20 protein-coding genes are annotated in these 17,694 nt (G+C 67.2%); 11 read left to right on the top strand and 9 right to left on the bottom strand.

Annotated elements, in window-relative coordinates; translation table 11 throughout:
* Positions 1–75: 75 nt before the first annotated feature.
* From IB258_RS03515 to IB258_RS03505, 3 genes are all read left to right on the top strand, one after another.
* Positions 76–1,383 (top strand): MFS transporter, encoded by a 1,308-nt coding sequence (locus IB258_RS03515; protein WP_054454235.1) that lies wholly within the window; start codon positions 76–78, stop codon positions 1,381–1,383.
* An 82-nt stretch (positions 1,384–1,465) separates the two neighbouring features.
* Positions 1,466–2,176 carry a DUF2325 domain-containing protein gene (locus IB258_RS03510; protein ID WP_192352156.1) on the top strand — a complete coding sequence of 237 codons (711 nt, stop codon included), beginning with the start codon at positions 1,466–1,468 and terminating at the stop codon, positions 2,174–2,176.
* A 98-nt stretch (positions 2,177–2,274) separates the two neighbouring features.
* Entirely contained in the window at positions 2,275–5,283 is a 3,009-nt protein-coding gene (locus IB258_RS03505) for a GAF domain-containing protein (RefSeq protein WP_192352155.1), read from the top strand.
* Positions 5,284–5,310: 27 nt separating this feature from the next.
* Here IB258_RS03505 and IB258_RS03500 read toward each other — a convergent pair whose 3' ends face one another.
* Complete coding sequence (locus tag IB258_RS03500) at positions 5,311–6,747, bottom strand: RNA polymerase factor sigma-54 (protein WP_054454241.1); 1,437 nt, start codon at positions 6,745–6,747, stop codon at positions 5,311–5,313.
* Between the two features lie 187 nt (positions 6,748–6,934).
* Complete coding sequence (locus IB258_RS03495) at positions 6,935–7,858, bottom strand: sigma-54-dependent Fis family transcriptional regulator (RefSeq protein ID WP_192352241.1); 924 nt, start codon at positions 7,856–7,858, stop codon at positions 6,935–6,937.
* 276 nt (positions 7,859–8,134) lie between these two features.
* Between IB258_RS03495 and IB258_RS03490 the strand changes: the two genes are divergently transcribed.
* The gene (locus tag IB258_RS03490; protein WP_192352154.1) at positions 8,135–9,511 is read left to right on the top strand and encodes a sigma-54 dependent transcriptional regulator; all 1,377 of its coding nucleotides are present in this window, start codon (positions 8,135–8,137) and stop codon (positions 9,509–9,511) included.
* Between the two features lie 2 nt (positions 9,512–9,513).
* Here the strand turns inward: IB258_RS03490 and IB258_RS03485 are convergent, their stop codons facing one another.
* Entirely contained in the window at positions 9,514–9,897 is a 384-nt protein-coding gene (locus IB258_RS03485; RefSeq protein ID WP_054454246.1) for a hypothetical protein, read from the bottom strand.
* A gap of 166 nt (positions 9,898–10,063) precedes the next feature.
* Here IB258_RS03485 and IB258_RS03480 point away from each other — a divergent pair, with 166 nt between their 5' ends.
* Complete coding sequence (locus tag IB258_RS03480; RefSeq protein WP_054454248.1) at positions 10,064–10,297, top strand: hypothetical protein; 234 nt, start codon at positions 10,064–10,066, stop codon at positions 10,295–10,297.
* A 15-nt stretch (positions 10,298–10,312) separates the two neighbouring features.
* Here the strand turns inward: IB258_RS03480 and IB258_RS03475 are convergent, their stop codons facing one another.
* Positions 10,313–10,636 (bottom strand): DUF378 domain-containing protein, encoded by a 324-nt coding sequence (locus tag IB258_RS03475; protein ID WP_054454250.1) that lies wholly within the window; start codon positions 10,634–10,636, stop codon positions 10,313–10,315.
* A gap of 160 nt (positions 10,637–10,796) precedes the next feature.
* Here IB258_RS03475 and IB258_RS03470 point away from each other — a divergent pair, with 160 nt between their 5' ends.
* A complete protein-coding gene (locus IB258_RS03470; protein WP_125472095.1) occupies positions 10,797–11,387 on the top strand; it encodes a hypothetical protein in 591 nt (196 codons plus the stop codon).
* 18 nt (positions 11,388–11,405) lie between these two features.
* Positions 11,406–12,026, top strand: a complete 621-nt coding sequence (locus IB258_RS03465) for a DUF4142 domain-containing protein (protein ID WP_192352153.1) — start codon at positions 11,406–11,408, stop codon at positions 12,024–12,026.
* Positions 12,027–12,041: 15 nt separating this feature from the next.
* Here the strand turns inward: IB258_RS03465 and IB258_RS03460 are convergent, their stop codons facing one another.
* The 3 genes from IB258_RS03460 to IB258_RS03450 form a co-directional block, all read right to left on the bottom strand.
* The gene (locus IB258_RS03460) at positions 12,042–12,929 is read right to left on the bottom strand and encodes an SDR family oxidoreductase (protein ID WP_054454255.1); all 888 of its coding nucleotides are present in this window, start codon (positions 12,927–12,929) and stop codon (positions 12,042–12,044) included.
* 84 nt (positions 12,930–13,013) lie between these two features.
* Positions 13,014–13,355, bottom strand: coding sequence for a YqjD family protein (locus tag IB258_RS03455; RefSeq protein ID WP_054454257.1), 342 nt, complete (start codon positions 13,353–13,355; stop codon positions 13,014–13,016).
* A 77-nt stretch (positions 13,356–13,432) separates the two neighbouring features.
* A complete protein-coding gene (locus IB258_RS03450) occupies positions 13,433–13,762 on the bottom strand; it encodes a four-helix bundle copper-binding protein (protein WP_125472091.1) in 330 nt (109 codons plus the stop codon).
* Between the two features lie 161 nt (positions 13,763–13,923).
* Between IB258_RS03450 and IB258_RS03445 the strand changes: the two genes are divergently transcribed.
* Complete coding sequence (locus tag IB258_RS03445; RefSeq protein WP_082401045.1) at positions 13,924–14,175, top strand: hypothetical protein; 252 nt, start codon at positions 13,924–13,926, stop codon at positions 14,173–14,175.
* Here the strand turns inward: IB258_RS03445 and IB258_RS03440 are convergent.
* Positions 14,161–15,231, bottom strand: a complete 1,071-nt coding sequence (locus IB258_RS03440) for a DNA topoisomerase IB (RefSeq protein ID WP_175213421.1) — start codon at positions 15,229–15,231, stop codon at positions 14,161–14,163. The two genes, IB258_RS03445 and IB258_RS03440, sit on opposite strands and share 15 nt — an antisense overlap.
* A gap of 121 nt (positions 15,232–15,352) precedes the next feature.
* On the opposite strand from IB258_RS03440, the gene IB258_RS03435 reads away from it, so the two are divergent.
* From IB258_RS03435 to IB258_RS03425, 3 genes are all read left to right on the top strand, one after another.
* The gene (locus IB258_RS03435; RefSeq protein ID WP_013393888.1) at positions 15,353–15,520 is read left to right on the top strand and encodes a hypothetical protein; all 168 of its coding nucleotides are present in this window, start codon (positions 15,353–15,355) and stop codon (positions 15,518–15,520) included.
* Positions 15,521–15,569: 49 nt separating this feature from the next.
* Positions 15,570–15,722 carry a DUF3309 family protein gene (locus IB258_RS03430; RefSeq protein ID WP_082400986.1) on the top strand — a complete coding sequence of 51 codons (153 nt, stop codon included), beginning with the start codon at positions 15,570–15,572 and terminating at the stop codon, positions 15,720–15,722.
* Positions 15,723–15,885: 163 nt separating this feature from the next.
* A complete protein-coding gene (locus IB258_RS03425; protein ID WP_175213420.1) occupies positions 15,886–16,827 on the top strand; it encodes a 2-hydroxyacid dehydrogenase in 942 nt (313 codons plus the stop codon).
* A 10-nt stretch (positions 16,828–16,837) separates the two neighbouring features.
* Here IB258_RS03425 and IB258_RS03420 read toward each other — a convergent pair whose 3' ends face one another.
* Entirely contained in the window at positions 16,838–17,671 is an 834-nt protein-coding gene (locus IB258_RS03420; RefSeq protein WP_054454849.1) for a universal stress protein, read from the bottom strand.
* Positions 17,672–17,694 lie beyond the last annotated feature (23 nt).

Raw genomic sequence — 17,694 nt, 5'->3', positions numbered from 1 at the left:
ATATATTGGACATATGCAGGGGAAAAGTCTACCTTGGTGGCGTGGGCTGCATGCCCGCTGTTCTCGAGAATCCCGATGTCTGCCCCATTAGCCAGTCCCTCATCCCCAACCGCCGCGTCCGCGCCGGCGGAGCCTGTCTCTGCTTCCACCGATCATCTCGCCCGCGGCACGCCCGGTTTGCGGCGCGCCCAGTGGGCCTTGTTCGCGGCCGGTTTCTCCACTTTTTCCCTGCTGTATTGCGTGCAGCCGCTGATGCCGCTGTTCACCCATGCGTTCGGCGTGTCACCCGCGCAGAGCAGCCTGGTGCTGTCCCTGTGCACCGCTTTCCTGGCCGTCGCCATCTTCTTCGTGGGCTTGTTTTCACAAGCCGTGCCGCGCAAACGCGCCATGGCGCTGTCGCTGTTCGCGTCCGCCGTGCTCGGCACCATCGCCGCCGCCGCGCCCGACTGGCACAGCCTGCTGGCGCTGCGCGCGCTGCAAGGGCTGGCCATGGGCGGCGTGCCGGCGCTGGCCATGGCCTACCTGGCCGAAGAGGTCGAGCCAGGAACGCTGGGTTTCGCCATGGGCCTGTACATCGGCGGCAGCGCGTTCGGCGGCTTGTCCGGCCGCGTCATCACCGGCCTGGTGTCGGATCATTTCGGCTGGCGCGCCGCGCTGGGCACGCTGGGCCTCCTGGGTATCGTGGCGGCGGTGCTGTTCGTCTGGCTGCTGCCTGCGTCGCGCAGGTTCGCGCCCCAGCGAGGCCGGGGCTGGGCTGGCGTGTGGGGCGATGTGCGCGCAGGCGCAGCCTCGCACCTGAAAAATGGCCCCCTGTGCGGGCTGTTCGCGCTGGGCGGCCTGCTGATGGGCGCGTTCGTCACGGTGTACAACTACGTGGGCTTTCGCCTGCTGCTGCCGCCGTTTTCGCTGAGCCAGACCTTCATTGGCTTCATCTTCGTGGTCTATCTGGTCGGCATCTTCGCCTCGACCTGGTTCGGCCGCCTGGCCGACCGCCATGGACGCGGCGCGATGCTGTCGGCCGCCACCGGCTTGGCGCTGGCGGGGTTGCTGCTGACGCTGTCCAACTGGCTGCCTCTGCTGATCGCCGGGATCGTGGTGTTCACCTTCGGCTTTTTCGCGGCCCACGCCGTCGCCAGCGGCTGGGTCGGACAGATGGCGCGCGGCTACAAGGCGCTGGCGGCGTCGCTATATCTGCTGGTGTACTACGTGGGATCGAGCGTGCTCGGATCGCTGGGCGGACACTTCTGGACCACGGGCCAGTGGCCCGGCGTGGCCGCGATGGCCGGCGGGCTGCTCGCGTTGGCGCTGGCGATCAGCGCCGGCCTGTACAAGCGCACGGGCCGCGTGCCGGCATCCGCCGCGGTGGGGCGGGGCATATCCTAGGATAGCCTAAAAGCTAGTAATTCTCATTTATAATTTGCGGCACGCTCGGTGAGCGCCATCCCATCCAGTTCCGAGGGCCGCGATGAATCCTACCTCTCCCGACAGCCAGAACCTGCAACGCGAACATGCCGCGCTGCTCGCCGCCTACGGGCAGGCGCAAGCGCATTGCAGCCGGCTCCTGGCAGCGCAGGCCGCGCGCATCCTGTATCTGGAGAGCGAGGCCATGTGCCTGCGCGCAGCCGTCATCGTGCGCGACACGGCGCTGGCTTGGGCGCGTGAAGACCGCAAGACGCTGGAGACTTCCATTCCAGGCCTGCCCAAGCGCGTGGCGCTGGCGCGCAGCGTCGCCCAGCTGATGGAGCGCGTGCAGACGCTCATGCGTGAACGCCTGGCCTGGCAAGGGCGGACCGGCGCTGCCGCACGTGAACTCGAAACACTCGCGGAACCTCCTGCCTGGCGTCCCGCGCCGTCAGCCGTGGTGCTGCGCGAGAAGGCGGTGCTGTGCGTGGGCGAGGACGCGGTGGCCCTGGCGCTGACGCGCAAGGCGGTCGAACTGGCCGGCGGGCGCTATCTCGGCCATGATGGCGGCGCGGATGCCGATGACGACACGCTGGAAGCCAGCCTGGTGGCCGCGGACCTGGTGATCTGCCAGACCGGTTGCGTAAGCCACGGCGCCTACTGGCGCGTGAAGGACCATTGCACCCGCACCGGTAAACAATGCGTGCTGGTCGACAAGCCCGAAGCCTTGCAGGCGCTGCGGCTGGAGCGTGCACCGCTGAAGACGGACGCTTGATTCGTCCGTCTCCCGCGCGCTAACCGTAGCGTCGCGTTACCTAGCGTTTCGGCTGCGCGGCCATTGCCGCAATACAGTCTAGGGGCAAGGGGGCCGACATGCTGACCAAGCGGGACCGAGTGGCGCTACCCTGGACGGACACGCTTGCCCGCCTGGAAGACGAGCGCATCATGTTGCAGCGCATAGCCGCCGGCATGCCGCTGGCCGAGGTGCTGGAGCACGTGCTGCATGCCATCGAGGCGCAGTCCAGCGTGGAACTGCGCACTTCCATCGCGCTGGTGGATGAAAGCGGCGGCTTTCTGGTGCATGGCGCCGCGCCCAGCCTGCCGGCCGCCTACAACAGCGCGGTGCACAAGGCCGTTATCGGCCCGGACAGCGCGTCCTGGGGCGAGGCCGCATACACCGGCAGCCCGGTCTACGTCGAAGATATCGCCTTGAACCCCGGTTGGGCGCGCTGGCGCGACCTGGCCTTGTCCCACGGCCTGCGGGCCTGCTGGTCCACCCCGATCAAGGCGCCTGACGGCCGTCTGCTGGGCGTCTTCTCCAATTACTACGGCGTGGTGCGTTCGCCCTCCGCCCACGATATCGACGCGATCGCGCTGGTCACGCGTAGCGCCGCCCTGGCAATAGAACGCCATCTGACGGAGTTGGCGCTGCGCCAGAGCGGCGAACGCTGGCGCGCCATGTTTGCCGGCATGCAGGAAGCGTTTTTTCTCAGTGAGGCATTGCGCGACGACGCCGGCCGCATCGTCGATTTCCGCTTCCTGGAGGTGAACCCCGCCTTCGAGCGCCAGACAGGCATGAAGGAAGGCGATACCCTGGGCCATACACTGCGCGAGATGATTCCCGGCGTGCCCGGCCAGATCATGGATACGTTCGCCCAGGTCATCGAGACCGGCGAGCCGGCCCAGTTCGAGTTCATGGTGCCCGCGCCCACGGAGGCCTGGTACGAGGCCCGCGCGCGCAAGGACGGAACCGACAGGATGATGGCGTTGTTCCTGGACGTGACGGCGCGCAAGAGGGCCGAGGCCGAGCTGTGGGAAGGGCAGCACCGCAAGAATTACCTCGGCGCGCTGGGCGACCGCATGCGCGAGCTGCATCGCCAGGAGGACATAGAGCAGGCCGCGTGCGAAGGGCTGTGCCTGCATCTGGCGCTTGGCCAGATGGCGGTGCTGGATACGCAGGGCGAAGACCAGGCTCCCGCCATATCTTCGGTCTGGCCCCCGGGGTCCACGCTGCTTGGCCAGCCGCCGCACACGCTCGATGCCTTGGGCGATGACTATCACGCGGCCTTGCGGCTGGGGCGCACCACATACCTGGCGCCGCTGCTGGGAGAAGCCGGCGGCGAGATCCGACCGTGGGCCATCGTCGTGCCGCTGCGGCGCTGGGGCCGGCATACCGGCGCGATGTTGGCGTGTCCCGCATCGGGCAGCAGGCTCAAGAACAGCGATATCGCCTTCCTCGAGGAAGTGGCCGAGCGCATGTGCGGCGCGGTCGAGCGTTCACAGTATTCGCGCATGCTGGAACAGCGCGTGGAAGACGCGATCGCGGAGCGCGACCGGATCTGGCGCCTTTCGCCGGAACTGCTTGCGGTGGTCGACCGCCAAGGGCGCTTCGTCAGCGTCAACCCTGCGGTGCGGCCCATTCTAGGCTGGACCCCTGAGCAGTTCATGTCGTTGGCGCTGGCCGACCTGATCCATCCGGACGATCTGGCGGCGACGCTGGCGGCCTGGGGCTGGTCTTCGGGCGACGCGGGTCCGCGTCCCGGCGCAAGGCATCTGGAAAACCGCCTGCTCAAGCGCGAGGGCGGCTATTGCTGGATTACATGGAGCATGTCCTGGACCCAGGACAGCCTGTACATGACGGGGCGGGACGACACCGACCTGAAGCAGCAGGCCGAGGCCTTGCGCGACACCGAGAACGCGCTGCGGCAGTCTCAGAAGATGGAAGCGGTGGGACGCCTGACCGGCGGCATCGCCCACGATTTCAACAATATGCTGCAGGGGATCTCGGGCGCGCTCTACCTGGTGCAACGCAAGATCACGGCCGGCGCGCCGGAACAGGCGCTGCGTTTCGTGGACGTCGCCATGGATTCGGCGAACCGGGCGGCGCACCTGACCCAGCGGCTACTGACTTTTTCGCGCCGCCAGCCCATTGACCCCAAGCCGTTCTGCGTGGCCTCCGCGCTGCAGTCCATGGTGGCGCTGTTCCACCGCTACACCGGCGAACGCGTGGCCCTGCGGCTGGACCTGCCGCAGGAATTGTGGGCGGTCTGCTGCGACAAGAACCAGTTCGAGAATGCCATGCTGAACCTGGTGATCAACGCCTGCGACGCCATGCCGAACGGCGGCGCGCTGACGGTTGCCGCGCGTAATGTGGAGCCGCACGATCCGCTCCTGTCGCTCTGCGCCGGAGAGCATGCGGGACGCTACGTGGAAGTATCGGTGACGGACGTGGGTTGCGGCATGCCGCCAGACGTGCTGGCGCACGCCTTCGACCCGTTCTTCACCACCAAGCCCTTGGGCCAGGGCACCGGGCTGGGCTTGTCCATGATTTACGGCTTCGCCAGGCAGGCTGGCGGCGCGGCCAGCCTGGAGAGCACGGTGGACGTGGGCACCACGGTCAGGCTATTCCTGCCGCGCTACGACGGCGCGCCCGAAAGCGTGCAGGATGGCGAACGCCCGGCGGCCGCTACGCCCGGCGCAGCGCGCAAGGAAGTCGTGCTGGTGGTGGAAGACGATGCGAACGTGCGGGAAATGGTGCGCGAATGCCTGGCCGAACTCGGCCTGGAGGTGCTGACGGCGGTGGACGGCGAGGCCGGCCTGGACCTGCTGCAATCCGCGCGCGGCATCGACCTGCTGGTAACCGATGTGGGGCTGCCGGGGCTCAATGGCCGGCAACTGGCCGACGCCGCCCGCGTGGCGCGTCCCGGCCTGCGCGTGCTGCTGATGACGGGATATGCCGAAAGCGCGGCGCGCGGCCAGGGCTTTCTTGAACAGGGGCTGGAGCTGATCGTCAAACCCTTCCAGCTGGACAAGCTGACCGAGCGCGTGCAGGGCATGCTGGACAGCGCGCCCGGCAGGCCGGGGCAGGAGTCCCGCCACTAGTCCGCGCAAGCCCTGGCCGGCGCCGGCCTAGTGACGGCGGCGCAGTTCCGCGGGAGGCATGCGCAATTGCCCGCGGTACTTGGATACCGTGCGCCGCGCCAGCAGTATGCCGCTGGCCGCCAGTTGCTGGGTCAAGGCCACGTCCGAGAGCGGCATGGCCGGATCCTCGGCCTCGACCATCTCCTTGATCAGGGCCCGCACCGCCGTGGCGGAGCAGGACCCGCCGGTGTCGGTGGCCAGTTCGCGCGAAAAGAAGTGGCGGAACTCGAACACCCCGCGCGGCGTCACCATGTACTTGCCGACGGTGGCGCGCGACACCGTGGATTCGTGCATGTCCAGGTCATCCGCGACCTCGCGCAGCATCAGCGGCCGCAAGGCCACGTCGCCATATTCGAAGAAGGTCTGCTGGCGCTTGACGATGGCTTCGGCCACGCGCTGGATCGTGATGTAGCGCTGTTCGACGTTGCGCACCAGCCAGCGGGCTTCCTGCAGCTCCTGGGCCATGGGGCTGCGGTCGTCCAGGCGAGCGCGCCGGAACAATTCGGCATAGGTCTGGTGCAGCCGCGCCTGGGGCATGGCGTTGCGGTTGGGCAGCACGCGCCAGCGCGATTGCCATTTGTCGACGAATACGTCGGGTACGACGTAGACAGGCGCTTCGGCGCTATAGCGGCCGCCGGGCTTCGGGTCCAGGCTGCGGATCAGCGCGCAGGCCTCGCGCAAGGCGTCCTCGGAGCAGCCCAGCTGCTGGCGCAAGCCGACGCAGTCGTTGCGGGCCAGCCGCTCGAGTTGCTCGTGCACGATGCGCAGGGCGAGCGTCCGCAACTCGTCGCTGATGCCGGTTGCCGCCGCCAGCTGCAGCGTCAGGCACTCGGCCAGATCGCGCGCGGCCAGGCCCGGTGCATCCAATTGCTGGACCAGGCGCAGCGCAGTCATCCATTCGCATTCATCCGGAACGGGCTCGGCGCCGCGCGGCGCGTCTTCCCACAGATTGGACAGCGGCGTGCGCAGATAGCCGTCGTCATCCAGCGCGTCGATGATGTACTCGGCAAGCAGGCGGTCGCGCGCCTGCAATTGATAGTTGCCCAGTTCCTGGGACAAGCGCTGGCTCATCGATATGGGTGCGCTGACCCACAATCCCTGGTCCCGGTCCGGGCCGTCGCCCTGCGCGCGCGTGGGGTAGTCGCCGGAATAGGCGGGAGCATCAGGCGGGGGCAGATCATCCTGGGGCGCAGGCTCCAGCGGCGCGGGCTGGGGCGGGTCAGCAGGAGGAAAGCCCTCCGCGGCGGCCGGCAGGTCGTCCTCCAGCTCGTCGGGATCCTCCAGGAATGGATTGCTGGCCAAGGCCTGTTCCACTGCCGTGGTGAATTCCAGCGCGGTCATCTGCAGCAGCTTGACGGATTGCTGCAGGCGAGGCGCCAGCGCCATCTGCTGGCGCAGGCGCAGTTCTTGCGTGGGGTAGACCAATCGAGCCTCCTGGGGACTGGCTGCCGGCGGCAGTCCATCCTTGTACTGAAGCAAAGACCATGCCAGGCGTCTCGGCGGGCGAGGCGGGTTGATTGCGCGCGCGGCGCTGCCCCAGTATTACAAGCCAGTGGTAAGAAATGCCTCTCGCGCCTCTCGCGCGCGGTGGCCGCAAGATCGGCCCTGGCGCTCAAGCCCCGGCGTCGTCCTGCCCGTTCTGGTCGTAGTCTTCGAGGCGGTTATAGAGCGTCTTCAGGCTCAGGCCCAGCATCTCCGCGGCGATGCGCTTGTCGCCCGCATGGTGCGCCAGCGTCGCAAGAATGAATGCGCGCTGCGCCTCGCCCAACGACATGCCGATGGGCAGGGTCAGCGCTCCGTTACGCAGCATCGGCCGCTGCGCCTCGCGCGACCGGGGCAATAGCTCGGTTTCGAGTTCACCGTCTGCCAGAATGAACGCCCGCTGCACCGCGTTGCGCAGTTCACGGACATTGCCCGGCCAATCATGCAGGGAGATCGCTTCCAGCATGCGGGGGGAGAACGACTTCCGCGTGCCGTTTGCAGCATTCAAGGTGTCGAGGAACCAGTGCGCCAGCACCAGGGCGTCTTCGCCCCGCTCACGCAGCGGCGGCACGCGTAACGGAATCACCAGGAGCCGGTGCAGGAAGTCCTGGCGCAGGCGGCCTTCAGCGACCGAGGCGAAGGGATCGCGGTTGCTGGCGCAGATGATGCGGACATTGGCGCGCAACAAGTCCGAGCCGCCTACGCGCTGATACGTACCGGCCTCGAGCACGCGCAGGAAATTCACCTGAAGGTCGGGCGGCATTTCGGTGACTTCATCCAGGAACAGCGTGCCGCCGCTGGCGTATTCGAAGTAGCCGGCGTTCTGGGCGACCGCGCCGGTAAAGCTGCCTTTTTCATGCCCGAACAATTCGGCATGCGCCAGGCTGCCGCTGATGGCGCCGCAATTGACTGCCACGAAAGGCTGTTCGCGGCGTTCGCTGGCGTCATGGATGGCGCGCGCGACGATTTCCTTGCCGGTCCCGCTTTCTCCCACGATGAAGACGCTGGCATCGGTGGCTGCGGCCAATTGGAGTTGCGCGCCGAGTTTCTGCATCACGGGGGACAGGGCTGATGGGTCCAGCAGCGCGTCGGACTTCGCGGACGCCGCTGCACGCGGGGCAGTAGTAGTGCTGCGATTGGGCATGCTGATTCCTGAGGGCCCGCGCGGGCCGTGAGTCTGTTTCCATGCTAGAGAATCGACGCAGTACGGTATGCGACGATTTGCAAGCATTCGAAAATGTTGATGGAAAGTGTCGAACATTTGCCACCGGGCCGGCGGTTATCGCTATGCTGAATCACTGACCCTCAACATCCGCGACACGGAGCAAGCATGCCTCATCTGTTGATCGTTGATGACGACCCGGCGATACGCGAAACCCTGGCCGAAATCGGGCGCGAAAGCGGCTTTTCAGTAGCCCTGGCCGCCAGCGTCAAGGATGCGCTGATCCAGCTGGAGCGGCACGCGCCCGATCTGGTGCTGACCGACATCCGCTTGCCTGAAGGCAGCGGGATGGAAATTTTCAAGAGCGACGCCGCCGCCAGCGCAGAGGTGGTGGTAATGACCGGCCACGGCACCGTCGATAACGCCGTGCAGGCCCTGCGCCTCGGGGCCACCGATTACCTGGTCAAGCCGATCTGCATGGAACGCCTGAACGGAATCTTCGCGCGCGTGAATGCGAATTCGAGCGGCGATCTGCGGGGGGCTCCGTTCGAAGAACCGGGGCGCTACGGAAAGATGTACGGCGCGTCGGCCTGCATGCAGGAACTCTACCGTCAGATCGGCCGCGTGGCCACCACCAATGTGACGACCTTGCTGATCGGCGAAAGCGGCACCGGCAAGGAACTGGCCGCGCGTGCCATCCATGAACTCAGCGCGCGCCGCCAGCGTCCCCTGATCGCGGTGAATTGCGGCGCGATCTCGCCCAACCTGATCGAAAGCGAAATGTTCGGGCACGAGCGCGGCAGCTTCACCGGCGCGGACCGCCAGCACAAGGGCTATTTCGAGCGCGCTGACGGCGGTACCCTGTTCCTGGACGAAGTCACCGAAATGCCGCTGGACCTGCAAGTCAAGCTCTTGCGGGTCCTGGAGACCGGGCAGTTCATGCGCGTGGGCACCAATCGGGAGATCGCCTGCGATATCCGGATCGTCGCCGCGACCAACCGCGATCCCGAGCAGGCGGTGAAGGATGGCAAGCTGCGCGAGGACCTCTATTACCGGCTGAGCGTCTTCCCCATCAAGCTGCCGGCGCTGCGTGAACGCGGCGACGACATCCTGTTCCTTGCGAATCGCTTCCTGCAAGGCTTGAACCAGGAATCCGGCAAGAACAAGGAATTCTCGCCGCGCGCGCTGGCCGCGCTGCAGCAATACGCATGGCCGGGCAATGTGCGGGAGCTCAAGAACTACGTGCGCCGCGCCTTCATCATGGCGGATGGCGATACGCTGGAAGTGGATATGCTGACGCCCCGGGTGTCGCCGGCGGGCGAGGGCGCGGGCGGCCAGGTCAGCGTACCCGTGGGAGAAACCTTGGCGGAAGCGGACCGGCGCCTGATCCTGGCGACGCTGGAGCGTTGCAACGGCGTGAAAAAGCAGGCCGCGGCAGTGCTCGGCATCAGCCCCAAGACGTTGTACAACCGGCTTGAGGAATACGCCGCTGCGGACGCGGAAGGCGCCGCAGCGGCGCCTGGCCGGAAACAGGACCGGTCCTGACCTCATTTGCCGTACCGCGTTTTCAGGTCCGCCATGCAGGCGTCCTTGGCATTGCCGGACATGGCGTCGCATTTTTCCTTGCCGACCTTGTAGTCGGCATCGTTGCGCACCTTGGCCGCGTCATGCGAGGCCTCGGCCTTTTCCTTGCCTGCCTTGGCGTCGGCCCGGGCCTTGTCGCGCGTGGCTTCGGCCTGCTGCTGGCAGACGTCCTTCTGGTTGCCTTTCATGCCGTCGCAACGTTTCTTGTCCAGCTTGTACTGGTCATCGATCTGCGCGTTGCTGCGCACGGCGCCGCCGCTGGTCTGCGCGGTTTGGGCTTGCGCCTGAAAAGCCAGGGCGGAAAGGCTCAGGGCGACGGCGGGGAGAACGACTCGGGACAGATTCATGGCTGACTCCTAGGATGGGGACCCGGCATCGCCCGGGCCTGGCCGCATGTGCAAGCAAGCGGCGTTCCCGGGCCGGCCGGGCACGCCGCTTGCTCCGGCACCTTGCCGCAGGCGGTGCCCATGCGCACACTGCAAGCATCCATTGAACGAGCCCGGGGATACGAACATGCAAACCAAGCGCGCAGACCATGAAAAGGCGGACACCGAGCAAGGCAAGGCCAATGCGCCGCGCACGCAAACTGAGGCGGCGCATCGCAGCGGCCAGTTCGGAACCGACAAGCCGGGCTTCGGCAAGCCGGCCGCGGCGCCCAAACGCGAGTCGGACAAGAAGCCCAACGACAAGGGCGCGGAGTACGAGGAAGGCGGCCAGTATCCGGGCAAACGGCCCGGCTCAAAATAGCCGCTGGCGGCGGGTTCAATCCGCCGCTTGTTCCGTCTTTTCGGCGGGGATTGCGTCCGCCTCTTGCTCGCCCAGCCGGAACAGCAGCACCACGCTGTATAGCGCGGCCAGTCCGATCAGGCCGTAGACGCTGCGCGTCGCGGCGGCCGACGGCAGCACCTTCGCGAAGACATCCAGGCCTACCGCCGCGATCAGGCCGCAGTTCAGGCCGCCCGCAACCACCGCGATCAAGGCGGACCAGTCAAGCAAGGAAAGGCCGCGGGCCTCGGGAGGGACCGGGGGAGGAGCAGAATCCTCTTCCAATTCTGAAAGATCTTCTTGGTTGCCGGGCATGTCCATGTGGAAGTCCTTTGCGCAGAATGCGGGTAGGCGGGACTGCGGGCGGACTGCCTCTGAACCTGCCGGTCCAGGCCGCTCGCCAGCGCTACAGCAATTCCCATGCCTGGAACGGGCACGGCAGTTGCTGACCACAAGGGAATGATTCCCGATGGAGAGCACAATGTCCCTGATCGTTGCCGCCCGATTCGACACTTTCGACCACGCCGCCGAGGCGGCGCGCAAGCTGTGCGCCGAAGGATTCACCGAAGACGATATCCATACCTTCTACATCAACACGGCGGGCGAACACGCGCGCTTTCCGATAGGCGGCGACCGCGTGGCCGATCCCGATGCCCGGGGCGGCCATTTCGGCGCGGTGGCGGGCGCCTCCGCGCTGGGCCTGGTGTTTGCGCTGCTGGGCGGGCTGATCGCCGCCCGGGTGGGGGCTTCGGTCTTGATCGTCATTGCCGCTGCGGGCGTAGGCGCCTATCTGGGCGCGCTGGCCGGGGCGCTATGGGTGATCGGGCGCGGACGCCGCAGGCATCCGGCGGCCACCGTCGCCCGTGACGCGCATCCTGCCGTACGCCAGGCGGGCGTGATGCTGGCGCTGCACGTGTCGCCGGACCGCGATGCGCTGGCAAGAACCGTGCTGACGCAGGCCGGCGGCACGGACGTCGAGCGCGCGCAAGGCCGCTGGTTGAATGGCAAATGGGAAGACTTCGACCCCTTGACGCCGCCGCGGCATGTGGACGCGTCGACGATGGCGAACTAGGCCGAGGGAGACACGGAGATGAAAAAGACCTTATGGCTCTGCGGTGTCGTCGCGCTATGCCTGCTGGCCGCGCCCGGTGTGCTGGGCGGCGTGCAGGCGCAGGAACTGGCGGAGCCGGAAGCGCGCTTCCTGCAGGCGGCGGCCGGCTCCGGCATGTTCGAGGTAGAGGCGGCGGAGCTGGCGAAGAAGCGAGCAGGGGACCGCGACGTGAAGGCATACGCCGCACGGATGCAGGAGCAGCATGGCGCCATGAACGCCGAATTGAAGACCCTGGCCGGGCGCAAGCAGGTGAAGCTGCCAGCTGAACCGTCCGAACCCGACCGGGGCACCCTGCAACAGCTGGGCAACAGGACCGGCCCGGACTTCGACGCGCTCTACATCGAAAAGGCAGCCGTGGACGCGCACGTCACCGCAAACCGCCTGTTCGAGACGGCGGCACGCGAGTCCAAGGATCCGCAGGTGCGCGATTTCGCGGTGCGTGCGATGCCCATGGTGGCCGAACATCTGGCAATGGGCCGCAAGCTGCAAAGCACGCCGCCCGCCGACCCGGACAAGATCCAGCCGGCGACGAAGGGCGAAGCGCCGGCCGTGTCGCCAGCGTCGCGCGAGGCGCCGGCCTCGATCGCGCCGGCCAAGTAGCGGGACGCGCGGGCCTCAGTCGCCGGCGCTGCCGGTAATGGGCAGCACGATGCCGGTGATGTAGCTGGCGCACACGGGCGAGGCCAGGAAGACGTAGGCCGGAGAGATTTCCTCGGGCTGCGCCGGACGCCCCAAGTCCGTGTGCTTGCCGAATTCCTTGATCTTCTCCGGACTTTGGTCCGCAGGATTCAGCGGCGTCCATACGGGTCCCGGCGCCACTGCGTTCACACGCACGCCCTTGCCCGCGAGATTGGCGGCCAGCGAACGTGTGAAAGCATGGATCGCGCCCTTGGTGGTGGAGTAGTCCAACAGTTTGGCGCTGCCGCGCAGGCCCGTGACCGACCCGGTATTGATAATGGAAGCGCCAGCGTGCAGATGCGGCAGCGCCGCGCGCGCCATCTGGAAGTAGGCGGTGATGTTGGTGCGCAGCGTCTTGTCCCATTTCTCGTCGCTGATCTCGGGCAGCGTGTCGGTGTGCTGCTGATAGGCAGCGTTGTTCACCAGCACATCGAGCTTGCCGTATTCCCGGATCGTCTGTTCCACCGCCTGTTCGCAGAACGCGGGTTCCTGTACGTCGCCTGCGATCAGCAGGCAACGGCGGCCTTCGCTTTCCACGGCGCGCCGGGTGTCTTCGGCATCCTCTTGCTCGTTGAGATAGACGACCGCCACGTCGGCGCCTTCGCGCGCATACAGCAGGCAGACCGCGCGGCCTATGCCGGAATCGCCGCCTGTCACCAGCGCAACCATGCCCTCGAGCTTGCCGCTGCCCTTGTACTGGGGCGCCTGATACTGTGGCTTGAGAACCATGTCGGCTTCCTGCCCCGGCTTTTCCAGGTGCTGGGCCGGCATGGGCGGTGTGGGATGCGGGCGGGCGCCGGTGTCGGCTTGATCGGGCTTGCTCATGAGGGTCTCCTGGTGGGCAGGCGCGACAGGCGCCTCGCCCATTGCCGAGCAAATGCCATGCCCGGCCCGCCGCGCGCGCCGGAGCTACTGCCGTCCCACCACCACGCCGAAAAGGAAAGCCGCGCCGGCCACCAGGCCGATGGCCTGCCATGGCCGGGCGTGGATGTACTCCTCGGTGCAGTCTATGGTCTCCCGCATCAGGTCGCCGGCATGGTCTGAAGCGTCGCGCAGGCTGCGCCGCGTGGCGTGCAGCTGTTCGGACAGGCGCGCCTTGAGCGCCTCCAGATCGGTCGCCGAGGCGTCGCTGAGCGTGGCTTCCAGATCGTCGATCCAGGCCTCCGGGTGCCGTGCACGCCTGTGCGCGCCGCGGTTGTCCGGGCCGTTTTCCGGAAAGTCGGAGGGCAGGGGGGTGTTGGTAGAGGCCATCGGTAGCTCCTGGCTGTCGGGCGGGAAATACGCCTGCGCGGACCGGCCCGGGCGGCCGCGCTGCGGATCCGAAGGCTTCAGGCCTCCAGCATGTCGCGGCAGGCCAGGGTGCAGCTCAGGCAAGCGCCTGCGCAGACCTGGCAATGCTCTGCCTCGTGCGATGAACATTCGCGCGCGCAGGCATCGCAGATCAGCGCGCACAGCGTGCAAAGCGCATTGGCGAACTCGCCGTCGCGCGCCAGCATGGCCGCGCACAGCCGGCAAACCGCGGCGCAATCGGTGCAGAGTGCAATGCATCGCTGCATGTGGGACGGATTTTCCCGCAGGCACGCGGATGCGCAAATATCGCAGGCGACGGCGCATTCATAGCAGGCTTGCACACATTGCTCGAAATTTTGGTCTCGCATTGCATCTCCTTGTGTGTGCCGGGTACGCGCGGCAACCGGCGTGCCCGGCGACCGGGCCACATCCGCTTGCAATTTGATGCCGCACGGCGATGACCCGGGCGGCCTGGAGCCGTAGCATGGAAGTTCGAATCCCCGTCGGGGAGTCACTGCAGGAGCCACGCATGAAGCCAGCATCCGTACCCGGATCCGCGAAACCGGCGCAAGCCGGCAAGCGGGCGGAAGACAACGCTAAGATACTGCCGCCGCGCTCTCCCGTCGATGTTCCGCGCAGACCGGATAAACCAGACGCCTCTACCCCGAACGAGGCCGCGCGCGACAAGCGCATCGTGGCCGATACGCGCACCGAGTCGAACTGGGCGGACGGTTCCGCGCCGCAACCTCGGGCCAAGAACGCGCGCTCATCGATCCTTTGACGCCTGCCTGGCGTTCGCTGCCGCAGCGGCCTCTCCGCCCAGGAAGGCAAGCAGGCGCCGTTCGTCCGCATTCAGTCCGCGGGGACCCCGTGGCGCTGCCGAGCGCGCGGGCAGCGTGCCGTCCAGATAGGCGGACAGAATAGCCGGATGCACATAGCAGGCGCGGCACACGGCTGGCGTATTGGCCAGCCGCCGCGAGACCTGCTTGATCACTTCCACCACCGTCTTCTGCGCCTGGCTGGCGCTCTCGCTGGGGCATGCCTGCAGCGCGGCATAGGCCATGACGGAGCCTGCCCAGGTCCGGTAGTGCTTCGCCGTGAAATCGCCGGCGCCGGCTACACGCAGATAGGCGTTGACCGCGCCCGAATCGACCGGATGGCTGCCGCCGTCCTCGTCGAGATACTGGAACAGTTGCTGGCCGGGTATGTCCAGGCAGCGCTTGATGATGCGCGCCACGCGCCGGTCCGCAGCGCTGACGTCATGGGTCACGCCGCTCTTGCCCTGGAAGCGGAAACGGAACTTGTCGCCCGTCACGCTGGCGTGCCGCCGCTTGAGCGTGGTCAGGCCATAGGACTTGTTGGTTCTGGCGTACTCGCGAGCGCCGATGCGCACCAGCGTCGTCTCCAGCAAACGTACCAGTACGGCTATCACCTTGTTCTGGGACAACCCGGCGGTACGCAGATCGCGCTCGACCTGCCGCCGTATGCGCGGCAGCGTCTGGCCGAAGGCTGCAAGGCTCTGGTACTTGCTCGCGTCGCGCACCGCGGTCCAGTCCGGGTGATAACGGTATTGTTTGCGTCCCCGGGCATCGCGCCCGGTGGCTTGCAGATGCCCGAGCGGGGAAGGGCAGATCCACACATCTTCGTAAGCCGGCGGTATCGCCAGGGCGTCGATCCGCTCGATTTCGCGCGCGCTGCGTATGCGCCTGCCTTGCGCGTCCAGGTAGTGGAAGGCGCTGCCGTTGACGCGGATCCGGGTATAGCCTGCCAGGCTGTCGTCGTAGTAGACCAGCGCTGCGCCGCCGCGGGCGGGCGCCGTTCGGGGACTTGGGTTCATGTCGTCTGCGGCTAACAGGGGCGGGGGCGCTGTCCTCAGCATGCGGCGTGCCCGCCACCCCTTGTGCGTAGCCAGGCACGCGGCTTGCTGATGCAGGAATGGACTTTCTCCGGAGACAGCCATGCACATCGCGTACTCGTACTACCTGCACGTTCCGCCCAAGCCAGATCCGATACCGCCAGGTTCGCCGCCCGGCGACCTGCCTGTGGATCCGGATACCGATGAACCGGACGTGGACCTGCCGCCCTTGTCGCCGCCCGGCAAGGAAATCACGCCGCCCAGCCCCTGACGCGGGCTTGTGGTTTTTCCCTGATCCCAACAAGAACTGAGGAGTCGCCATGTCGACCATCCTGCTGATTATTCTCATCCTGCTCCTGATCGGCGCCGTGCCCGCCTGGCCCCACAGCCGCGGCTGGGGCTATTACCCCAGCGGCATACTGGGCATATTGCTGATTGTGCTGATCGTGATGCTGTTGACCGGCCGGCTCTAGCAGGTCCCATGCGGTCATGGACGCGCGGGCCGTGTCGGACGGCTCGCGCGCCACCGGTCCGCCAGGCGGCCGTCTGGCGGACCGGCGGGTGGCGCGGGTTTGCGCCCAGGCGTAAGATCGCCGGGTTTTTGTGCAGCCCTCCGCCATCCGCGGCATTCCCGACATGACCATCCCCTTGCTTGTCTTGATAGAAAGCGTGCAGGACTACCTGCCCGAAATCGAAGCGCGCGGCTTTCGCGCGATTTTTGCGCCCACCGCCGAAGCGCGCGCGCAGGCGATCCGCGACCACGGGCCCGAGATCCGCATCGTGCTCACGCGCGGCGCCACCGGCCTGTACGCGCAGGAAATGGCGGCAATGCCCAAGCTGGAAATTGCCTGCTCGCTGGGGGTGGGGTACGAAAACATCGACCTGGCCGCCGCGGCGGAACGCGGGATCGTCGTGACCCACGGTCCGGGTGCGAACGCGGTGTCGGTGGCGGACCACGCCATGGCGCTGCTGCTGGGCGCGGCGCGGCGCCTGCCGCAAGCCGATGCGTCGGTGCGCCAGGGCCATTGGGGCGGCTTCATGGGACCGCAGGTCACCGGCAAGCGGCTGGGCATCCTGGGCCTGGGCACCATCGGACTGGAAATCGCGCGGCGCGGCGCCAACGGCTTCGGCATGAGCGTGGGGTATTACAGCCGCAGCGTCCGCCCGGAATCGGGCTATGCCTACTTCGACAGCCCGCGCGCGCTGGCCGCGGCATCGGATTTCCTGGTGGTGGCGACGCCGGGCGGAGCGGACACGCGCCACCTGGTGGACGCGCAGGTACTGGAAGCGCTGGGGCCGGAAGGCTATCTGGTGAACATTGCGCGCGGCAGCGTGGTCGACACGCAGGCGCTGATCGCGGCGCTGGCCGAACGCCGCATTGCGGGCGCTGGCCTGGACGTGGTGGATGGCGAACCCGACGTGCCCAATGCCCTCATTGAGCTCGACAACGTGGTGTTGACCCCGCATAGCGCGGGGCGCTCGCCGGAAGCGGTGCATGCCACCGTGGCGCTGTTCCTGGACAACGCCACGGCGCACTTCGGCGGCAAGCCGGTGCTGACCCCGGTGCGCCGAGGCTAGCAGGCCAAGGCTAGTGCGAGAACATGACCGGCACGGTCATGCTCTTCAGGATGGATGCCGTCGCCCCGCCCAGCGCCCACTGGCGCAGCTTGCTGTGGCCGTAGGCGCCCATGACGATCAGGTCCGCGCTGTGGTCGGCGGCGGCATTCAGGATGGTGCTGCCCACGCCTACGCCCTTGATGTCGCGGCGCACGTGCTCCGGCGCCGGCATGCCCTGCGCCACGCAGTAGGTGGCCAGGTCTTCGAACGGCGCTTCATGCTTGGGGCTGGCGGCGCCTTCGTTCATGCTCAGCACGGTCATGTGCGAAGCCAGGCGCAATATCGGCGCGGCATCGGCCAACGCGCGGGCGGCCTCGCGGCTGCCGTCCCAGCAGCACAGCACGCGGTCGCCGATCACCGGAAACTCACCGCTGGACGGAATCGCCAGCACCGGCCGGCCCGCCGTCAGCAGGGTCTGCTCGACGAACTCGATCTCGTGGGCGGCTTCGACGTCCTCGCGGTTTTCCTGGCTGACCACGATCAGGTCGGTGGTGCGGCCCAGCAGCGCCACGGTCTCGCTGGGCGAGGATGTGCCCGCGCGCATGAAGGCGGGCACGTCGGCTTCGGCCGCGGCTTCCAGAAACGCGGTTTCCACCGCGTCGCGGCTTTGCGCCTGCAATTCCTTGATGATGCCCAGCGAACGCGACATGAGCACGGACTCGCCGTAGTAATACTGCGGCGGCGCGGCGTTGGCGTAGATGCCGACCAGCTCGGCCTTGTGGCGCTTGGCCAGGGCCAGGGCAGCTTCAATGCGGCGTTTGCAGTCGAATCCGTGGTCCAGGTGGACGGAAATGCGGCGGTACATGAAGGCCTCCTTGTTTAAGCGTG

This window comes from Achromobacter sp. ACM02, from assembly GCF_014851605.1.
GTDB classification, from domain to species: Bacteria; Pseudomonadota; Gammaproteobacteria; order Burkholderiales; family Burkholderiaceae_B; genus Achromobacter; species Achromobacter aegrifaciens.
This window is presented reverse-complemented; position numbering and strand designations above follow the sequence as displayed.